This is a genomic window from Streptomyces sp. NPDC059010 (genome assembly GCF_042740355.1).
Classification (GTDB): domain Bacteria; phylum Actinomycetota; class Actinomycetes; order Streptomycetales; family Streptomycetaceae; genus Streptomyces.
The window spans coordinates 87942-105705 of sequence record NZ_JBHYJA010000023.1 but is presented as its reverse complement, the minus strand read 5'-3'; the positions used below and the strand labels follow the sequence as shown (position 1 = coordinate 105705).

Sequence of the window (17764 nt, the reverse complement as noted above, 5' to 3'; positions counted from 1 at the left end):
CGGAGGCGGCACGCGGAGCGGACCGCGCGGGAGGGCGCAGGGGGCGGAAAGGGGCGGGGCGGCCCGCCCTGTACGGCAGGGTGGCGGCGGGTTATCGGAGCGCCGCCGCGACCAGCCCCCGGATCACCTGGTCGGACACGGTTCCGCCGCCCACCAGGCGGTCGAAGACCAGTCCGTCCACGCAGGTCAGCAGCGTGATCGTGCGGTCGTCGGCGTCCGCGACGCCCTGCGCGGTCAGGAAGTCGTGCACGACCTGTCGTCCCGCGTTGTGGCGCGGCACGAGGATCTCCCGCAGTTCGGGGTGGTGCACGCTCTCGATGGCGCAGGCGTAGCGGGCGAGGGTGCGTCGGCGTCCGTCGCCCGTGAGCCGTCGCTCGACGAAGGCGGCGATCCCGGCCGCCAGTTCGTCGGCGTTGCGCGGCACCGGTGTCTGTGCCCCGATCGCCTGGAGTTCCGCCTGGTCGAGGTTGCCCAGGCGGCGGACCAGGGCGGTCAGCAGGGCCTGGCGGGTGCGGTAGTAGGCGGAGGTGGTGCCGGACGGCAGGTTCGCTGCCCGGTCCACCGCGCGGTGGGTCAGTCCCCGGATTCCGGCCTCGGCGAGTACGTCGATGGCGGCGTCGGCGAGGACGGTACGTCGGTCTGCGGGCATACCCCTTTCTACACCTGTAGAGGATCGGGGTACTCTTCCTCGGGTTTCTACAGATGTAGAAACCGGGTGACGGGACGGACGAGGGAGGCCCGGCATGGGCGGCGGCAGCGCTGTGGTGGTCGGCGGAGGCATCGGCGGGCTGGCCGCCGCGATCGGTCTGCGCCGGATCGGCTGGGAGGTGACGGTCGTCGAACGCGCCCCCGTCCTCGCCGACGCCGGCGCGGGTATCTCCCTGCACGCCAACGGCATGCGTGCGCTGGACGTCCTCGGTGTCGGAGAGGGCGTGCGCGCGGCCGCGCGGCCGCAGTACACCGGGGGTACCCGTGTCCCCGGTGGCGGATGGCTCGCCCGGATGGACGGGGCGGCACTGGAGCGTGAGCTGGGCACGCCGATCGTCGGTGTCCCCCGGGCCGTGCTGCATCGACTGCTGCGTGCGGCGCTGCCGTCCGGGTGCCTGGTGGTCGGGACCGAGGTAACGTCCGTCGACCACTCCGTCCCCGGCCGGGTGCGGATACCGGTCGGGGACGCCGTCCTGGAGGCGGATCTCGTCGTGGCCGCGGACGGGGCGGGCAGTCGGCTGCGTGCTCGGCTGTTTCCCGGGCATCCCGGCCCGGCCTACAGCGGGTCGACCGTGCTGCGTGCCGTCACCGGGCGGCCGGTCGGGTTGGCGACGGACTTCGAACTGACCTGGGGCAGAGGCGCCGAGTTCGGCCACATCGCGTTCGCCGACGGCCGGGCCGAATGGCACGCGGTGCTCAACTCGCCGCCCGGCGTGCGGTATGCCGACCCCCTCGCCGCGATGCGCCGCCGCTTCGGCGACTGGCACGATCCGATCCCGGCCTTGCTGGAGGCGACCGAGCCGGAGGCCGTGCTGCACCACGACATCCACGAGGTGGCGACCGCGCTGCCGTCCTTCACGGCGGGCCGGATCGCCCTGCTCGGTGACGCGGCCCACGCCATGACCCCGCACCTCGGCCAGGGCGCCTGCCAGGCGCTGGAGGACGCTACGGTGCTGGCCGCCGCCCTCGCCGACGAGCCCACCGTCGCCTCGGCGCTGGCCCGCTACGACGCCGAGCGCCGTCCGCGCAGCCAGTCCGTGGCACGCGCCGCCCGCCAGGCCGGCCGGATGGGGCAACAGCTGACGCACCCCCTGGCCGTCGCCGTACGCAACACCGCCCTGCGGCTGGCCCCCGCGCGCGTGACCGTCCGCGCGATGCTGCGACATGCCGCATGGACCCCGCCGGGAACGGGGTGCTGACCCCACCGTCGATCCTGATGGCTGCCCCATCGCACGGGCGGGCCCGCTGCGGACATGGTGGGCTCATACAGCGACTTGGGGTCTCTCCGCGGCCAGGGCGTCCGCCTCAGGTCCGGCCGAGGGGGCAGATGTGATCCAGCGCAGGGGTGTACTGGGCGGCTTGTTCGGCCTGGCCGTGACGGCGGGTGTCGCGGTGGGCCAGGCGACGGCCGCTGATGTGCCGTGGCGGGACACTGCCGCCGGGGTCAAGGCCGGTGACCCCGGAGGCCACGCCCGGCTCCGCGAGCTCCTCCACCGGCTGACCACGGCCGACGGCGCCCCCGGCGCCCTCCTCGAAGTGCGCGACCGGCACGGCAGCACCGTTCTGACCAGCGGTGTCGCCGATGTGACGAGCCACGCCCCGGTGCACCCCGACAGCAGGTTCCGGATCGGCAGCATGACCAAGCCGTTCGTGGCGACGGTCATGCTGTGCCTGGTCGGCGAGCATCGCGTCGTACTCGACGCCCCGGTGGAGCGCTATCTGCCCGGCGTCGTCCGCGGACACGGCAACGACGGGCGGATGATCACCGTCCGTCAGCTGCTCCAGCACACCAGCGGCGTGCCCGACGTCCTCGACCATCTCAGCCCTGCGGAGATCCTCAAGGACCCGCTGGCCCACCGCGACGCCCGCGACCTCGTGAACATCGCACTCGCGCACCCCCCGACGTTCGAGCCGGGCACCGGCTGGCGCTACTCCACCACGGGCTACCTGCTGGCCGGAATGCTCATCGAGCGGGTGACCGGCCGGTCGTACGGCGAGGAGATCCGCCGGCGGATCATCGTGCCGCTCGGCCTGCACGAGACCTACGTACCGGGTGACGACCCGGCGATCCCCGGACCGCATCCGCGGGGGTACGCACGGCCGGGCGAGGACGCGCCGCTCGTCGATGTCACCGCGATCAACCCCTCGGTCGGGGGTGCCGGCGGCGGGATGATCTCCAGTGGGAGCGACCTCAACCGGTTCCTGGACGCGCTCGTACGCGGCGAGTTGCTCCGCCCCGCCCAGCTCCGGGAGATGATGCGGACCCGGCCGACCGGCAGCCCGGACGGGCGGGCGTACGGCCTCGGTCTGGAGAGCAGGCCGCTACCCTGCGGCGGCCGCTACTGGGGGCACACCGGCGACTTCCCCGGATTCGAGACGGCGGGCGGTGCCACACTCGACGGCCGGCAGGCGACGATCATGGTGAACCTCGGCCCGGGCGGCCCCGACGCACAGAGCGCCGACATGCGGGCCGCCGTCCGCACGGCGCTGTGCGAGTGCCGCCGCCCGCCCGCTCGCCGCTAGCCCGCTCCCCCACCGCCCTAAGGGACTGTTAGGTCTTCGTTCCCGCTGTTGAACGGCCCTGTCGTGGCGTCGACTCTGTGTGCTCCCCGGGCCACAGACAAGGGAGTTTTCGATGGCCACACAGACCACGGCCGTGGGCGCGAAGGAGTCGCGTCGCGGTGAGCGCAGGGTCGTCAGCAACATCCTGCGCGGATCGATCGGCAATCTCATCGAGTGGTACGACTGGTACGCGTACACCGCGTTCAGCGTGTACTTCGCCGCCGCGTTCTTTCCGTCCGGCGACCAGACCGCCCAACTGCTGAACACCGCCGCGGTGTTCGCGGTCGGCTTCCTGATGCGCCCCATCGGCGGCTGGGTGCTGGGACGGTACGCCGACCGCCGGGGCCGGCGAGCCGCGCTGACCCTGTCGGTGACGCTCATGGCGGCGGGTTCGCTGATCGTGGCACTGACCCCGTCGTACGGCGCGATCGGCGTCGCGGCACCGGTGCTGCTGGTGACCGCGCGGCTGCTGCAGGGGCTGTCGGTCGGCGGCGAGTACTCGACGTCGGCGACGTACATGTCGGAGGTGGCCTCGCCCGGCCGGCGCGGCTACTACTCCAGTTTCCAGTACGTCACGCTGATCGCCGGGCAGCTGACGGCGCTCGGCCTGCAGATCATCCTGCAGCAGGTGCTCAGCGCCGCGCAGATGGAGGCGTGGGGCTGGCGGGTGGCGTTCGTCGTCGGTGCGGCGGGCGCGATCGTGGTGCTGTGGCTGCGGCGCGGCATGGACGAGTCGGAGAGCTTCGAGCGGGCGGCGGCCGAGGACGGGGACGGCAAGGACGGCGGGCCGGCCCGCGGCAGTCTGCGGATGCTGCTGTCCTACCCGCGGCAGTGCCTGGTGGTCGTCGGGCTGACCATGGGCGGCACGCTGTTCTTCTACACGTACACGACGTATCTGCAGAAGTTCATGGTCAACACCAGCGGTATCGCCAAGCCGACGGCGGCCTGGATCAACTTCTTCGCGCTGCTGGTGTTCGTGCTGCTCCAGCCGGTCATGGGGCTGCTGTCCGACCGGGTGGGGCGGCGTCCGATGCTGATCGCGTTCGGGGTGCTGGGCGCCGTGGTCGTGGTGCCGTCGCTGACCCTGCTGTCCCACACCAGTGATCCCGTGTACGCGTTCCTGCTCATGGTGGGCCCGCTGGCGGTCAGCTCCCTGTACACGTCGATCAGCGCGGTGGTGAAGGCCGAGCTGTTCCCGACGTCGATCCGGGCGCTGGGCGTCGGCCTGCCCTACGCGCTGACCGTGGCCCTGTTCGGCGGGACCGCGGAGTACGTCGCCCTTTGGTTCAAGAACGCCGGGCACGAGACCTGGTACTTCTACTACGTCACCGCCTGTGTCCTGGTCTCGCTGCTCGTCTACATTCGGATGCGCGAGACGTCGGACGGATCGCCGCTGGAGAGCGAGGCTCGGGACTGAGTGGGAGGGTGGCGACCGTGCGCGTGCTGCTGGCCGAGGACGACGACGGTGTGGCCGGTGCGCTCACCGAGGTCCTGTACGAGCACGGTCATCTGCCCACCCGGGTGCGGCGCGGCGAGGACGTCCTCGCCCGCCACCGCCAGACCGATCTGCTGCTGCTCGATCTCGGGCTGCCCGACCTCGACGGCCTGGAGGTGCTGCGCAAGCTGCGCGCGGTGAGCGCTCTGCCCGTGGTGGTGCTCACCGCGCGGGGCGACGAGCGGTCGGTGGTGCGCGGTCTGCGCCTCGGTGCCGACGACTATCTGGTCAAGCCGGTCCGGCTGGCCGAGCTGCTGGCCCGTATCGAGGCCGTGACCCGCCGCGCCACGGCACCGGCCGCTCCGGCGCCGCGGACGGTCCGCGCCGGTGATGTGGAGGTCGATCTCGACGCGCGCCGGGTGACGGTCGGCGGGGCCGAAGTGCGGCTGACCACCAAGGAGTTCGCGGTGCTGGCCGCGCTGGCGGCCCGGGCGGGCACGGCCGTCAGCCGCCAGCAGCTGATGGACGAGGTGTGGGGCGACGCCTATCTGGCGGTGTCCCGCTCCCTCGACGTCCATCTCACGCAGCTGCGGGCCAAGCTCGGCCGCCCCGACGTCCTGATCACGATCCGTGGCTTCGGCTACCGGTTCGGCGACTGAGCCGCGCCCATGCGTACCCGGGTCCTGACGGTCGTCCTGGCCTTCGCGGTGCTCGCGGTGGCGGGTTTCGCCGTACCGCTGCTGGGTGTCACCGCCACGCAGCGCACCGAGCAGCTCGTCGCGGCCCGCACCGCGGACCTCGACCGTTTCGCGGCGCTGGCCGACCAGGCCGCCGAGAGCGGCGACACCGGCGCGCTGACCGCCGAGGTCACCCGGTACACCGAGCTGTACGGCGAGGCGGTCGTGGTCGTCGACGCCCGTCGCGCCCCGGTGGTGCAGACCGGCGGCATCCGGGCCGCCGACCCGGCCGTCACCCGCCTCGTGGACGCGGCGCTGCGCAACCAGCCCGTGTCCCCCGGCGGCACCCTGCGCCCCTGGTCCCGCGGCGACAAGCTGCTGGCCCGCCCGGTGGGCACCGGCACCCGGGTGACCGGGGCGGTCGTGCTGCGGGCGTCGGTGCGGGACGCCGCCGACGACATCGCGCTGCGCTGGGCGCTGGTCCTGGCCGGTGCCGGGCTGATCGCGGTGGCGTGCGTGCTGCTCGGCCGTGCCGCCACACGGTGGGTCGTACGCCCGCTGCACCATCTGGACCGGGCGGTCGGCGCGCTGGCCGCCGGGCTGCCGGCCGAGCACGCCCGGGCCGGTGGTCCGCCCGAGCTGCGCCAGCTGGCCACCGGCTTCAACCGGATGGCCGACGCGGTGACCACGGCGCTGGAGCAGCAGCGCCGGCTGGTCGCCGACACCTCGCACCAGCTGCGCAACCCGCTCGCCGCGCTGCGGCTGCGCATCGACTCGCTCCAGCCGCGGCTGCCCGCCTCCGCCACTCGTACGTACACGGGCGTGACCGCCGAGCTGGAACGCATGGAGCACCTCCTGGACGACCTGCTGGCGCTCGCCGACGCCGAGCACCGCGCCGGGGAGCTGGCCGTGACGGGCGAACGGCAGGCATGGTGCGACGCGACGGCGGTCGCCGCGGCCCAGGCCCAGCTGTGGTGGCCGGTGGCCGAACAGGAGGGAGTCCGGCTGGAGTTCGCCCCGGGTCCCGCCGTCCTGATGGCCTGCGCGGAAGGCGAACTGGCCCAGGTGGCCGACATCCTGCTCGACAACGCGATCAAGTACGCCGGGAGCGGCGCCCGGGTCGAGACGCGCTGCTTCGCCGACGGCCCGGACGCGGTGTTCGAGGTACGGGACGACGGCCCGGGACTCGCCGCCGGCGAACTCAGCCAGGCGGGCATCCGCTTCTGGCGCTCGGAACGCCATCGCGACGTCCGCGGCAGCGGACTCGGCCTGGCGATCGCCGAGCAGTTGGTGGCCGGTCACGGCGGGCGCGTCGAGTTCGCCAGGGCCGACCCGCACGGCCTGCTCGTCCGGGTCGTGCTCCCCCGCGCCGATCACGGGGCATCCGGTCCGAAGGGGGCTACGGCATGACCGGTCCCACCCGCCGCACCGCCTTGCGCGCCGCATTCGGTACGGCGTGCACCGGGCTGGTGGCGGCCGCCGCGACGGCCGACGCCCGGCACGCGGACCGTGGCCCGCAGGGCAGGCTGCGGATCGCGACCGGCGAGTCCGGCAACTTCTACGCGGCATTCGGTCAACTGCTCGCCGACCAGGTGAGGGCCGTCTACCCCCGGCTGTCCTGCGAGGTGCTCAACAGCGAGGCCAGTGTGGCCAACATCCGGCTGCTCCAGTCGGGTCGGGCCGAGGTCGCGCTGGCGTTGTCCGACATCGCGTGGGCCGCCCACGGGGGCTCGGCACCGTTCGGCCGCCCGATACCGCTGTGTGCGATCGGCCGGGTCTACGAGAACTACCTGCAGCTGGCCGTGCGCGCCGAGGCCCCGATCCGCACGGTCGCCGAACTGGCGGGCCGCACCGTCTCGCTGGGCGCCCCGGCATCCGGCGGTGCCGTACTCGGCGACCGGCTGCTGCGCGCGGCGGGCCTGACCCCGGGCGCCGATGTCCGCGTACGCCACCTGTTGCTGCCGCAGGCCGCACGGGCGATGCGGGACGGTGCGATCGACGCCCTGCTCGTGTCGGGCGGCCTGCCGCTGCCGACGCTCTCCGGCCTCGACGCCCGAAGCGGCATCCGTCTCCTGCCGCTGGCCGACCTGCTCCCCCGGCTGCGTGCCGGTAGGAGCAGCCCCGGGCCGGGTCTCGAAGCGGTGACGGTACCGGCCGGGGCGTATCGCGGCACTCCCGAGGTGACCACCATCGGTGTGGCCAACCTCCTGCTGTGCCGCCCCGACCTGCCCGCATCCGTCGCCGCCGCCCTCACCGACGTCCTGGTACGCCGGGCCACCCACCTGGTCCCCGCCACGGCCCTCGGCACCCAGTTCCTCGACGTCCGCAGCCTGATCTCCACGGGGGCCGTGCCGCTGCATCCCGGGGCGGTGCTCGCTTACCGCGAGCTGCACGGGTAGCTCGGCAGGCCTACGAGCGGGGCTCGTGTGCCGCGGCGAAGGCGTCGGCGGCGGCCAGGTCGAAGTCACCGTGGTCGCTGCCGAGGCCCTGGGCCACCAGGGCCGCCGCCGCGCAGCCGAGGACGGCGGAGTCGTACGGGGTGCGGCCCAGGCCCGTGCCGCGCACGAAGCCGGCCGAGAACGCGTCGCCGCAGCCGGTGGTGTCGACCACGTCGACCGCGAAGGCGGGCACCTTCTCGGTGCCGTCCGGGGTCACCAGGAGCGCGCCGTCGCCGCCGCGGGTGACCGCGACCAGGCCGGCTCCGGCGGCGAGGAGTTTCTGGGCGCCCGCGACGAGGTCCGTCTCGCCGGTGAAGCCGAGGACCTGGTCCTCGTTCGGCAGCATGTGGTCGACGTAGGGCAGCGCTGCCTCGATCTGCTCGAAGCTGCCCAGCGCGCCGGGGGCGAGCAGATCCACCGAGGTGACCACGCCGTGCTCCTTGGCGTACGCCAGGATGCGCGCGGCGGTGTCGACGCCGATCAGCTCGGGGCCGCCGAGGTGGAGGTGGTCCGCTTCGGCGAGCGCGTCCCAGGGCACGTCGTCGGGGCCGTAGGTGATGTTGGCGCCGAGGAGGTGGAGCGAGGGGCGGTCGCCATTGGGGCGGATGGGCAGGACGCTGGCCGAGGTGGGGGTGTCCGTGCGGCGGACCAGGAAGCGGGTGTCGATGCCGGCCGTGTCGAGGAGCTGAACCAGCATGTCGCCGGTGGGGTCGGAGCCGATGGCGCCGGCGCTGCGGACGAGCGCGCCGAGCTTGGCGAGGGTGAGCGCGGTCCCGCCGGCCGTCCCGGCCGCGGTCATCCTGATGTCCTGCACCAGTGTCGCGCCCTGGCCCTCGGGTATCGCCTCCACCGGCCGCACCAGCACGTCCAGTACGTGCACGCCCATCGTGACGACCTTCATCGGTTTCCCTCCTGCACGGGTGGTACGGGGTGGGTGGTGCCGTAGTTCCGGGCGATCGCGGCCTCGATCACCGCGAGTTGCTGCCGCTCGTCGAGGACGCGGGGTGTGCCGAGGGCGGCCGCGTGCCGGTAGACGCCGCACGCCCACTCCAGCAGCAGCGCGTGTTCGACGGCCTTGTCCAGCGTCGGGGCGTGGGTGAGGGCGCCGTGGCTGGCCATCAGCGCGGCGCTGCGGCCCTCCAGCGCCGTGAGGACCGACTCGGCGAGCTCCGGGGTGCCGAACGTGGCGTACGGCGCCACGCGCACCGAGCCGCCCAGGGTGAGCAACTGGTAGTGGATGCAGGGCAGTTCATCGAGCACACAGGACAGTGCGGTGGCAAGCGGGGCGTGGGTGTGGACGACCGCGCCCGCGCCGTAGCGACGGTAGACACCGAGGTGCAGGTCGAGTTCGGAGGTGGGCTCCAGTGTCCCGGCCACGAGGTTTCCGTCGAGGTCGACCACGGTCACCTCGTCGGCCGTGAGTTCGGCGAGCACGGCGCCGGTCGCCGTGATCGCGACCCGGTCGTCCACCCGTGTGCTGACATTGCCGGCGGTGCCGATGAGCAGCCGCTCCGCCCCCAGCCGACGGCACGCCTCGGCCACGGCGGCGCGTTCCTGACCCAGCACCGAGCTTGAGCCTGTCATGCGCGCGACGGTAACGTAAACCTGAAACAAAGTCACGTTCAGCTTTGGAGGTCGTGCATGGGTGATCCGGCCGCGGAACCTGGCGGCGGCTGGCCCGTCCCCCTGCGTCGCACTCCCCAGCAGGCGCGCAGCAGAGCGCGGCTGGCCCGGGTCCTTGAGGCCGCCGAGCGTGTGCTGGTCGGCGAGGGGGTGCAGGCGCTGACCACGACCCGGGTCGCGGCGGAGGCGGGCGTCTCGGTCGGTTCGCTGTACCAGTACCTGCCTGACCGCGACGCCATCATCGACGCCCTCGCGTCCGGCTATCTCGCCCGCCTAGAAGCCGCGATGGACGACCTCGTCGCCGTGGCCGGGGCCGAGCAGTGGGACGACCCCGTCGGCGTCCTCATCGACGCGTACGCCGCGATCTACCGCACCGAACACGGCTTCCGGGCGCTGTGGTTCGGCGGCGGCCTGACCGAGCAGACCCGCGCGGCGGACCGCGAGCACAAGCGCCGTATGGCGGACGGGGTCCGGCGCATCCTGCTGGTCCTCGGCCTCGCCCACGACGACGAGGCACTCACCCGTGCCTGCCACGCCGCGGTGCTCGCCGCCGACGCGCTCGCTCAGGAGGCGTTCCGCCGCGACCCCGCGGGCGATCCGGGACTCCTGGGCGAAGCCGCTCTGATGCTGCGCGGGTATCTCACGGGTATCGCCGCGCGCTATCGCTGACCCGGGGCCCGCAGCGGGGCGGATCCGGGCTCTGCCATTCTGGGCGGCGTGCCGAATCCCACGCCTGTCACCCCGGACGCGCCCGCCCTCATACGTGCCCCGCTCCTCACCCAGCAGTGGCTCGACCTGGCCTTCATCCACTGGGCCGTCGAACCGGACGCGGTGGCGGGGCTGCTGCCGAGAGGTACCGTTCCGGACACGCACGACGGGGTCACGTACGTCGGGCTCGTCGCCTTCCGGATGCATCGGGTCGGCTGGCTGCGGCTGCCCGGGGTGCCGTATCTCGGGACCTTTCCCGAGACCAATGTGCGCCTGTACTCCGTGGACGCGCACGGGCGGCGCGGCGTGGTGTTCCGGTCGATGGACGCGTCGCGGCTGATCCCGGTCGTGATGGGGCGCGTCGGCTTCCGGCTGCCGTACCTGTGGTCGCGGATGACCGTGCGCGCGGACGGCGACACCGTCACCTACACGAGTTCCCGGCGCTGGCCCGGCCCGCGCGGCGCGTCCAGCCGGATCAGCGTGCGCACCGGTGAACGCATCGAGGAACCCACCGAGCTGGAGCACTTCCTCACCGCACGCTGGGGCATGCACAACGCCTTCTTCGGCGGGCCCGAGCCGCTCGCGTACCTGCCCAACGACCACCCGCGCTGGCCCCTGTACCGCGCCGAGCTGATCGCCTGCGAGGAGAACCTGATCGCCGCGGCCGGCCTGCCCGCCCCGAGCGCCGCCCCGGTGAGCGTCCTGTACTCCCCCGGCGTACCGGTCCGCCTGGGCCGGCCCGCGCGCCCGGCGGGCATTCCCACTCCATGACCCGCTCGGCTGGCGAAATCCGAAGCTCGGCGAGGCCGCTACGTCCTCCGGTACGACCTCGACAACGGGCCGCGGCGGAGAACGCGAGAGGGCCCGGACCGGGTTGACCGGTCCGGGCCCTTGCCGAACGTCAGCGCCGCCTCACGCGCCGCTGCCTCGCGTCGTCACCTCTACCGGGCGCTGCGCCGGGCGCGGACCAGCACCAGGAGACCGCCGATGAGGAGGACGGCACCGGCCGCGGCCGGCCACAGCGTGGTGCCCGTCTCGGCGAGGTTGCCCCCGACCGCCTGCGGCTTCGTCCCCAGGCTGTCCTCGGTGTCGTCGCCGGCGGGCTGCGTCTGAGCTGCGGCGCCTCCCGCGTTCTCGTCGTCGCCCGAGCCGCCCTGCGCCTGGTCGTCGCCCGCGGCGGCCGACGGAGTGCCGTACGACTTGGGCGCGACCGTGCTGGACACGGTCGGCTTGTCGTCGTTCGACGGGTAGTCGGCACCGGCGTCGTCACCGGCGTTGCCGTCCGAGGGAGCCTCGGTGGCGGGAGCCTCGTCGGCCGGGTCCTCCGTCGCCGGGTCCTCGGTCGCCGGGTCCTCCGTCGCCGGAGCCTCGGTCTCGGGGGCCTCGGTGGCCGGGTCGTCGGTCGCCGGCGGCTTCGTCTGCTCGTCGCCGCCTCCGTTGCCGGGCTGCTCCGGCTTGTCGTCACCGGCCGGCGGGGTGGTGGGGGCCTCGGTCGGCTGCTCGGTCGGCTCCTCCTGGCCCGGGTCGCCGCCCTCGTCGGCACCGGCGCCGCACTTGCGGCCCTCGTTGATGCAGTCGACCATCTCGCCCATCAGGTCCTCGCTGAAGACGTTGATGAAGTCGCCGTGGTCGGTGACCGGCTTGTGCAGCTGCTCCGGGAAGGAGTCCACCGCGAACAGCGGGGTCGTCCTGCCGCCGTCCTGCAGGCTCGGCGCGTCGACGTCGTAGACGATCCGCTGCACCAGCTGCGGGATGGCCTTGAAGCCGTTCGCGCAGCTGCCGTCGGCCGCGGCGAACGCCACGTGGGCGCGGTGGTTGGCGCTGTCGATGTTCTGGCCGTCCCAGCAGCTCTGGAACTTGAAGCTACGCACCACGTCGCTGCCCTGCGGGCACAGCGGGTACTTGTCCTTCAGCTGCCGGTCCTCGAAGCCGGTGCAGCTCCAGGAGGCGTTGGCGTTGGCGGTGCCGTTGACGAACGCCTTGGCGTCACCGGTGATGATGCGCAGCAGACGCGGCATCTCGGTGACCTTGCTGCGCGGGTTGCCCACGAAGTTCAGCGTCACTTCCTTGGGAGTGACGATCTCGCCGGCGTTGCCCTCGATGCCGCCGCCGGGCGAGTTGGCGTCCTGTTCCTGGCCGCCGTTCTGCAGGCGGATCACGGGCCAGTAGTACGTGGACTTGTCGCCCTGGTCGACACAGCTCGTCTCGGCGTTCGCCAGGTCCTCGTCGCTCGCGAAGGCGGTGTTGGACTGGTTGCCGATGTAGTCGTGGAAGTGGTGGGCGCCGTTGGAGACACCGGGGGCCACGATCACGTTGTCGGAGTTGAACAGGCCGTTCTCGTTCACTCCGCAGCTGGTGGCGAAGGTGCCGCGGGAGGCGTCCGACTGCAGGGCCGGGCTCGGCACGTTCGGCTGGACGGACTTGATGTCCACGTAGTCCGCGGCGACGGGGCCGTTCCCGGCCTGGCCTCCGTTGCCCGCCTGGCCGCCGTTGCCGGGCTGCTGTCCGCCGTTGCCCGGCTGCTGGGCGCCCTGCTCGGCACCCGCCTGGTCGTCACCGCCGTCGGCCTGGCCGCCGTCGCCCTTGTCGCCGTCACCGCTGTCGTTGGCGCGCAGCGTGCAGGAGGCGAGGGACTCCAGGCCCTGCGGCCGGTCCCCCTCGCGGTCTACGGCGATAGCGATGCGTTCGATCGTCGCGCCGCGCTTCTCCTTCAGCGGATTCATGATCGCGTTGTCGGCGAAGCCCGCGTCCTGCTGGATGGCCTGTGCGGACTCCGTCAGTCGCTGGTAGGCGTCGGCGATCTGCTGGTCCAGGAGGGCGAGTTCCTTGGCGACGTCCTCCTTCGCCCCCTCCGGTACGGCCGTCAGCTTGGTGCCCACGTCCGGGCAGTCGATGGTGCCGGACGGGGAGGACAGGGTCTGGGCCTGTTCCGTCCCGCCGCCCTCGGTCGCGGAGGCGTAGACGTTGGCCGCAACCAGGCCGCCGCCGCCCAACATCAGCGCGACCGCTGCAAAGGTCGCTCGCCGTGCGCCCGTGGGGCGTCTTCGCGTGCTGCGTCCCAAGGAAGTACTCCTACGCCTCGTGGTCGGTCAGGGCATGAAAATCCCCCGGTCCTATACGGAGGCGGGCCGCATCGTGTTCAAACGCCTCACGAATTCACAGAAATTTCTTATCGCAACGGTCAGTTCATGAGGCCGGCGGCCAGCGTCGCGCCCAGTTCCCAGCACGCCTCGATGTCGTTCTTGCCGGGTTCGCCCGTCACGGTGACCGGCTGCGCGGCGGGTCGCCAGGCGAGGCCGGTGGTGATGGAGTCGATCGCCCGCACGGCCCCGGTGACATCGCTGCCGCCGTGCACGTAGTAGCCGAAGGGCCGCCCCCGTGTGGCGTCCAGGCACGGGTAGTAGACCTGGTCGAAGAAGTGCTTGAGGGCCCCCGAGATGTAGCCGAGGTTCGCCGGGGTGCCCAGGAGGTAGGCGTCGGCGGCCAGTACGTCGCTCGCGGTGGCCGACAGCGCCGGACGCCGTACGACGTCGACGTTCTCGATGTCCGGGTCCGTGGCGCCGGAGACGACGGCTTCGAGCATGGCCTGGCAGTTCGGCGAGGGGGTGTGATGGACGATCAGCAAGGTAGGCACACCCGAACCCTGCCGTCGCGCTGCCGATCGGCGCAACCGGGGCGCTCCGGCGGCTGACGGGCGCTCAGGAGGAGGTGACCCTGGAGACCGCGGACGACAGTTGCTCCTGCACCGAGTCGGGCAGCGGGTCGCCCTTGATCGCGGTGACCACCTCTCCGGCCAGCGAGTGCAGTTTCGTGTTGGTGTTCTGGGAGGCCGTGACGAGGACCTTCCAGGCTTCCTCGGTACTCAGGCCGAAGGACGCCATCAGGATGCCCCGGGCCAGATCGATGGTCGGCCGGGTCTGCATGGCCCGGCGCAGCTGGGCGAGTTCGATCCTCAGATCGCCGTCGGTCACTTCGGAGCCGTTGCCTTCGGAGCCGTTGCCTTCCAAGCCGTTGCCTTGTGACTCGTTGGCTTCGGCGCGATTGGGTTCGCAGCCGTCGGCTTCGGCGCCGTCTGCGAACAGCGCCCGTGTGCCGGTCAAGGTGAGGAGACGCTCGACCGCGGTACTGGCGGAGTGCAGGGAGACCGTCTTGGCCTGTGCCAGGGCCCGGTCGCGCAGGGTGAGCAGGATGTTGAGGGCGGAGCAGTCGCAGAAGGGGACGCCTTCAAGATCCAGACGGATGCCGTGGACCGAGCGGTTCAGGGCTTCCCGCAGGACCTTTCGGAACTGCTCGCTGGTGTCGAGGTCTAGATCTCCGCGGACCGTGACCATGACCCGGTCGCCGTCAGGGCGCAGGCATGTCACCAGCGGGCTCGCCTCCGGTGTGGGGGACACGAGTTCGGGCATGACCGCCTCTCCCTCGGATGCTCCTCGTCTCCGTATCAGTCCGTACCAGACTGAACCCGGACCACCGAACACGTCAACAGATACATGAAATGCAGTACGTGTTTTTGTATACGTGAATGGTCAGTCGTAGTGTTGAACCATGGATGCAGCCCCTGAGCCGCACACCGGATGGACCTTCCTGACGAACCATGCCCGGGTGCTGGCGGTCATCGCCGACAACTCGAACATCCGCATTCGGCACATCGCGGCGCACTGCCGCCTCACCGAGCGGGCCGTCCAGAAGATCATTTCCGATCTGGAGCGGGACGGCTATCTGTCCCACATCCGCCATGGACGCACCAACACCTACCGGATCGAGCCCGGCAAGCTGCTGCGGCACCCCGCCGAGGCGGGGCTGCCGGTGGCCGCGCTGCTCTCGCTGCTCCTCCAGGACGAGGTCGAGCGCGGCACGGCGTCCGAGCACCTGAGGGCGGCGCGCCCGAGGAGGCCGTTAGACGGCGGATGACCGTCGCGCCACCGGAGCCCGGGAGTCCCGGTCGCGGGGGCTCAGCACAGCACGCGCAGCGCTCCCGGCAGGACCCTGACCGTGACGGGGAGGGTGGCCTCGACCTCGCCGTCGGCGCCGTAGGGCACCTCGCGGTCGGCCGCGATCCGGATCTCCTTGCCGCGCAGGATCGTCACCTGGGGGCGGTGGACATGGGCGCCGGTCTTGAGCTCGTTCATCAGGGCGAAGAACAGCAGTCGTGGTGCCTCGCGGATCATCACCACTTCCAGCAGGCCGTCGTCCACGCGGGCGTCGGGGGCGATGAGGCGGCCGGAGCCGTAGTAGCCGGAGTTGGCGGCGACGACCGTGTAGCCGGTGTGCAGGTGTTCCTGGCCGTCGACGGTGACCCGATAGCGGGCGGGGCGCCAGCCGGTGACGGCGCGCAGGCCGCCCGCGTAGTAGGAAGCGGCGCCGCGCAGCAGGGTGGCGTTGTTGGCGTGGCGGTTGGCGAGTGCGTCCACGCCCGCGTACACGCTGCCGAGGACCACCGTGCGGTCGTGGACGGCCGACTCCACCTCGATGGTGTCGACCTTGCGGGGTTCGTGGTGGAGCAGTACCTCGGTGAGCGCCGACGGCTCGGTCGGCAGGCCGAGCGCCCGGGCGAAGTCGTTGCCGCGCCCGGCCGGGACGAGGCCGAGCAGGGCGTCGGTGCCGCTGAGGGCTCCGCCGATGCCGCCGGCCATTCCGTCGCCGCCGACGGCGAGCACCACCCGGCCCCGCTCTGAGGCGTCCCGCGCCAGTTCCTGGGCGTGGGCGAGGCTGCGGCTGTACTGGGTCTCCAGGTCGGCCCCGGCCTCCCGCAGCGGCCGGGCCACGTCCAGCAGCGCGGCGGCTGAGGCGGATCCGCCCGCCGTGGGGTTGACGATGGCGGTGAACTGTCTCATCGGGGTGCCTTTCGGGCCGACGGGAGGGAGCTGCCGGAGGCGGGCGGGTGGTGGGTGTGGGGGGTGGCGTATGCGGGGCCCAGGTGTAGGGGCCGGTGTGGGGGCGCAGGTGGGGGGGTGGCGGTCCTGGTGCCCGGGTCAGTCGAGCGGCAGCAGGACGCCGGGGTTGAGCAGGCCCGCCGGGTCCAGTCGGCGCTTGACGGCACGCAGCGCCTCGATGCCGAGGGGGCCGGCCTCACGGACGTACCAGTCGCGGTGGTCGGTGCCCACGCCGTGGTGGTGGGTGATCGTGCCGCCCGCGCCGAGGATCGCCTCGTTGGCCGCGTGCTTGGCCTTCTCCCAGTGTGCGACCGGGTCGTCGCCCTGTGCGGAGACGACGGTGAAGTACAGCGAGGCGCCGTTCTCGTAGACGTGGGAGATGTGGCACATGACCAGGGGCGGGGTGCCGGACTCGGTGAGCGTGCCGGTGAGGGCGTCGCGGACGGACGCGTACAGCTCGGGGAGGCGTGACCAGAAGGTCGCCGTCTCCAGGGTCTCGGCGAACGCCCCGGCGTCCAGCAGGGAGTCCCGCAGATAGGGCGCCGAGTAGCGGCCGTGGGCCCAGCGCTGTCCCGGTTCCTCGCCGAGCGGGGTGCCGCCGCACGCCCGCAGGACGGCCCGGGCCCGCTCCCTGCGGTACGAGGTGTCCTCGTCCGTGCCTTCGTAGCCGGCGATCGCCATGCATCCGGTGGGCTGCTGACCTGCGGCAGCGGCGCCGATCACGTCGGGCTGGGCGAGGCCGATCAGGGTCTCGGTCTCGTCGGACAGCCGCAGCACCGTCGGACGCGGGCCGTCCTGGGCGAGCCGGCGCAGCGCGGCGGCGCCCTCCTCGAACGAGGCGAACCGCCAGCCCTCGTACACCCGGGTCTCGGGGACCGGCCGGATCCGCACGGTGACGGACGTGATGACACCGAACGCGCCCTCCGAGCCGAGCAGCAGCTGGCGCAGATCGGGGCCGGCCGCCGAGCGCGGTGCGCGGCCCGTGTCGAGGGTGCCGTCGGGGGTGGCGAGGGTCAGGCCGAGGACCATCTCGTCGAAGCGGCCGTAGCCGGCGGAGGCCTGGCCGCTGGAGCGGGTGGCGGCGAAACCGCCGATGGTGGCCCACTCGTAGGACTGGGGGAAGTGGCCGAGGGTGAAGCCCTGTCCGGCCAGCAGCGCCTCGGCCTGCGGGGCGCGCAGTCCCGGTTGCAGGGTGGCGGTGCGGGAGACCGGGTCGAGCGCGAGGAGCTGGTCCATGCGGCGCAGGTCCAGGGCGACGAAGGGGCCACGCCGGGTGGGGGCGAGGCCGCCGACCACAGAGGTGCCGCCGCCGAACGGGACGACGGGCAGGCCGTGTTCGGCGCAGGCGCGCAGGACGGCGAGCACGTCGTCGTGGGTGGCGGGGAGCGCGACGGCCGCGGGGATGTCGTCGACCTCGCCGTCGCGGATGCGCAGCAGGTCGGGGGTGGACTTGCCGCGGGTGTGCCGGACGCGGGTCTCCGCGTCGTACCGGACGTGCTCCTCGCCGCCGACCGCGTCGGACAGGGCCTGGCGTGCGGCGGGTTCGAGTCCCGGCTCGGGTACGGCGATGTCCTCCAGGGCGACCGGCCCGGCGGTGCGCGGCTTGACGCCGAGCAGATCGCGCAGCAGCCCGGTCACGCTCTCGGGCAGCGCCGCCGCCTTGGCCGGGTCGCCCCAGCCGCTCCACAACATGTCCATGGCGGTCGTCCTCACCGGTCGATTCGAGCGATGCCGTGTCCG

17 protein-coding genes are annotated in these 17764 nt (G+C 72.7%); 9 read left to right on the top strand and 8 right to left on the bottom strand.

Annotated features, from left to right (window positions below; translation table 11 throughout):
• Nucleotides 1-91: 91 nt before the first annotated feature.
• The gene (locus ACFWYS_RS24985; protein ID WP_384772986.1) at nt 92-649 is read right to left on the bottom strand and encodes a TetR/AcrR family transcriptional regulator; all 558 of its coding nucleotides are present in this window, start codon (nt 647-649) and stop codon (nt 92-94) included.
• 94 nt (nt 650-743) lie between these two features.
• Between ACFWYS_RS24985 and ACFWYS_RS24980 the strand changes: the two genes are divergently transcribed.
• From ACFWYS_RS24980 to ACFWYS_RS24955, 6 genes are all read left to right on the top strand, one after another.
• On the top strand, nt 744-1907 hold the full coding sequence (locus ACFWYS_RS24980) for an FAD-dependent monooxygenase (RefSeq protein ID WP_384772984.1): 1164 nt from the start codon (nt 744-746) through the stop codon (nt 1905-1907).
• A 130-nt stretch (nt 1908-2037) separates the two neighbouring features.
• Complete coding sequence (locus tag ACFWYS_RS24975; RefSeq protein ID WP_384772981.1) at nt 2038-3231, top strand: serine hydrolase domain-containing protein; 1194 nt, start codon at nt 2038-2040, stop codon at nt 3229-3231.
• A 112-nt stretch (nt 3232-3343) separates the two neighbouring features.
• Nucleotides 3344-4687: an MFS transporter gene (locus ACFWYS_RS24970; protein ID WP_384772979.1), complete on the top strand. Its 1344-nt coding sequence runs from the start codon at nt 3344-3346 to the stop codon at nt 4685-4687.
• Between the two features lie 17 nt (nt 4688-4704).
• Complete coding sequence (locus tag ACFWYS_RS24965) at nt 4705-5364, top strand: response regulator transcription factor (RefSeq protein WP_384773122.1); 660 nt, start codon at nt 4705-4707, stop codon at nt 5362-5364.
• A 9-nt stretch (nt 5365-5373) separates the two neighbouring features.
• Nucleotides 5374-6792 carry an ATP-binding protein gene (locus ACFWYS_RS24960; RefSeq protein ID WP_384772976.1) on the top strand — a complete coding sequence of 473 codons (1419 nt, stop codon included), beginning with the start codon at nt 5374-5376 and terminating at the stop codon, nt 6790-6792.
• A complete protein-coding gene (locus ACFWYS_RS24955; RefSeq protein WP_384772974.1) occupies nt 6789-7781 on the top strand; it encodes a TAXI family TRAP transporter solute-binding subunit in 993 nt (330 codons plus the stop codon). The genes ACFWYS_RS24960 and ACFWYS_RS24955 overlap by 4 nt, the downstream gene beginning before the upstream one ends.
• A 10-nt stretch (nt 7782-7791) precedes the next feature.
• Here the strand turns inward: ACFWYS_RS24955 and ACFWYS_RS24950 are convergent, their stop codons facing one another.
• Both ACFWYS_RS24950 and ACFWYS_RS24945 read right to left on the bottom strand, forming a co-directional pair.
• Nucleotides 7792-8721, bottom strand: coding sequence for a carbohydrate kinase family protein (locus tag ACFWYS_RS24950; protein WP_384772971.1), 930 nt, complete (start codon nt 8719-8721; stop codon nt 7792-7794).
• Nucleotides 8718-9404 (bottom strand): class II aldolase/adducin family protein, encoded by a 687-nt coding sequence (locus ACFWYS_RS24945; protein WP_384772968.1) that lies wholly within the window; start codon nt 9402-9404, stop codon nt 8718-8720. The genes ACFWYS_RS24950 and ACFWYS_RS24945 overlap by 4 nt, the downstream gene beginning before the upstream one ends.
• Before the next feature lie 57 nt (nt 9405-9461).
• Between ACFWYS_RS24945 and ACFWYS_RS24940 the strand changes: the two genes are divergently transcribed.
• Entirely contained in the window at nt 9462-10112 is a 651-nt protein-coding gene (locus ACFWYS_RS24940; RefSeq protein ID WP_384772965.1) for a TetR/AcrR family transcriptional regulator, read from the top strand.
• Between the two features lie 48 nt (nt 10113-10160).
• Nucleotides 10161-10922, top strand: coding sequence for a YqjF family protein (locus ACFWYS_RS24935; protein ID WP_384772963.1), 762 nt, complete (start codon nt 10161-10163; stop codon nt 10920-10922).
• Nucleotides 10923-11092: 170 nt separating this feature from the next.
• Here ACFWYS_RS24935 and ACFWYS_RS24930 read toward each other — a convergent pair whose 3' ends face one another.
• The 3 genes from ACFWYS_RS24930 to ACFWYS_RS24920 form a co-directional block, all read right to left on the bottom strand.
• Nucleotides 11093-13147 carry a DUF1996 domain-containing protein gene (locus ACFWYS_RS24930; RefSeq protein ID WP_384773119.1) on the bottom strand — a complete coding sequence of 685 codons (2055 nt, stop codon included), beginning with the start codon at nt 13145-13147 and terminating at the stop codon, nt 11093-11095.
• A 185-nt stretch (nt 13148-13332) separates the two neighbouring features.
• Nucleotides 13333-13785, bottom strand: a complete 453-nt coding sequence (locus ACFWYS_RS24925) for a flavodoxin family protein (RefSeq protein ID WP_384772960.1) — start codon at nt 13783-13785, stop codon at nt 13333-13335.
• A 64-nt stretch (nt 13786-13849) separates the two neighbouring features.
• Nucleotides 13850-14557 (bottom strand): anti-sigma factor antagonist, encoded by a 708-nt coding sequence (locus tag ACFWYS_RS24920; protein WP_384772957.1) that lies wholly within the window; start codon nt 14555-14557, stop codon nt 13850-13852.
• A gap of 139 nt (nt 14558-14696) precedes the next feature.
• On the opposite strand from ACFWYS_RS24920, the gene ACFWYS_RS24915 reads away from it, so the two are divergent.
• Nucleotides 14697-15062, top strand: coding sequence for a helix-turn-helix transcriptional regulator (locus ACFWYS_RS24915; RefSeq protein ID WP_384772955.1), 366 nt, complete (start codon nt 14697-14699; stop codon nt 15060-15062).
• A gap of 41 nt (nt 15063-15103) precedes the next feature.
• Here ACFWYS_RS24915 and ACFWYS_RS24910 read toward each other — a convergent pair whose 3' ends face one another.
• Together ACFWYS_RS24910 and ACFWYS_RS24905 are read right to left on the bottom strand one after the other, a co-directional pair.
• On the bottom strand, nt 15104-15985 hold the full coding sequence (locus ACFWYS_RS24910; protein WP_384772952.1) for a YegS/Rv2252/BmrU family lipid kinase: 882 nt from the start codon (nt 15983-15985) through the stop codon (nt 15104-15106).
• A 138-nt stretch (nt 15986-16123) separates the two neighbouring features.
• On the bottom strand, nt 16124-17722 hold the full coding sequence (locus ACFWYS_RS24905; RefSeq protein ID WP_384773116.1) for an FAD-binding oxidoreductase: 1599 nt from the start codon (nt 17720-17722) through the stop codon (nt 16124-16126).
• Nucleotides 17723-17764 lie beyond the last annotated feature (42 nt).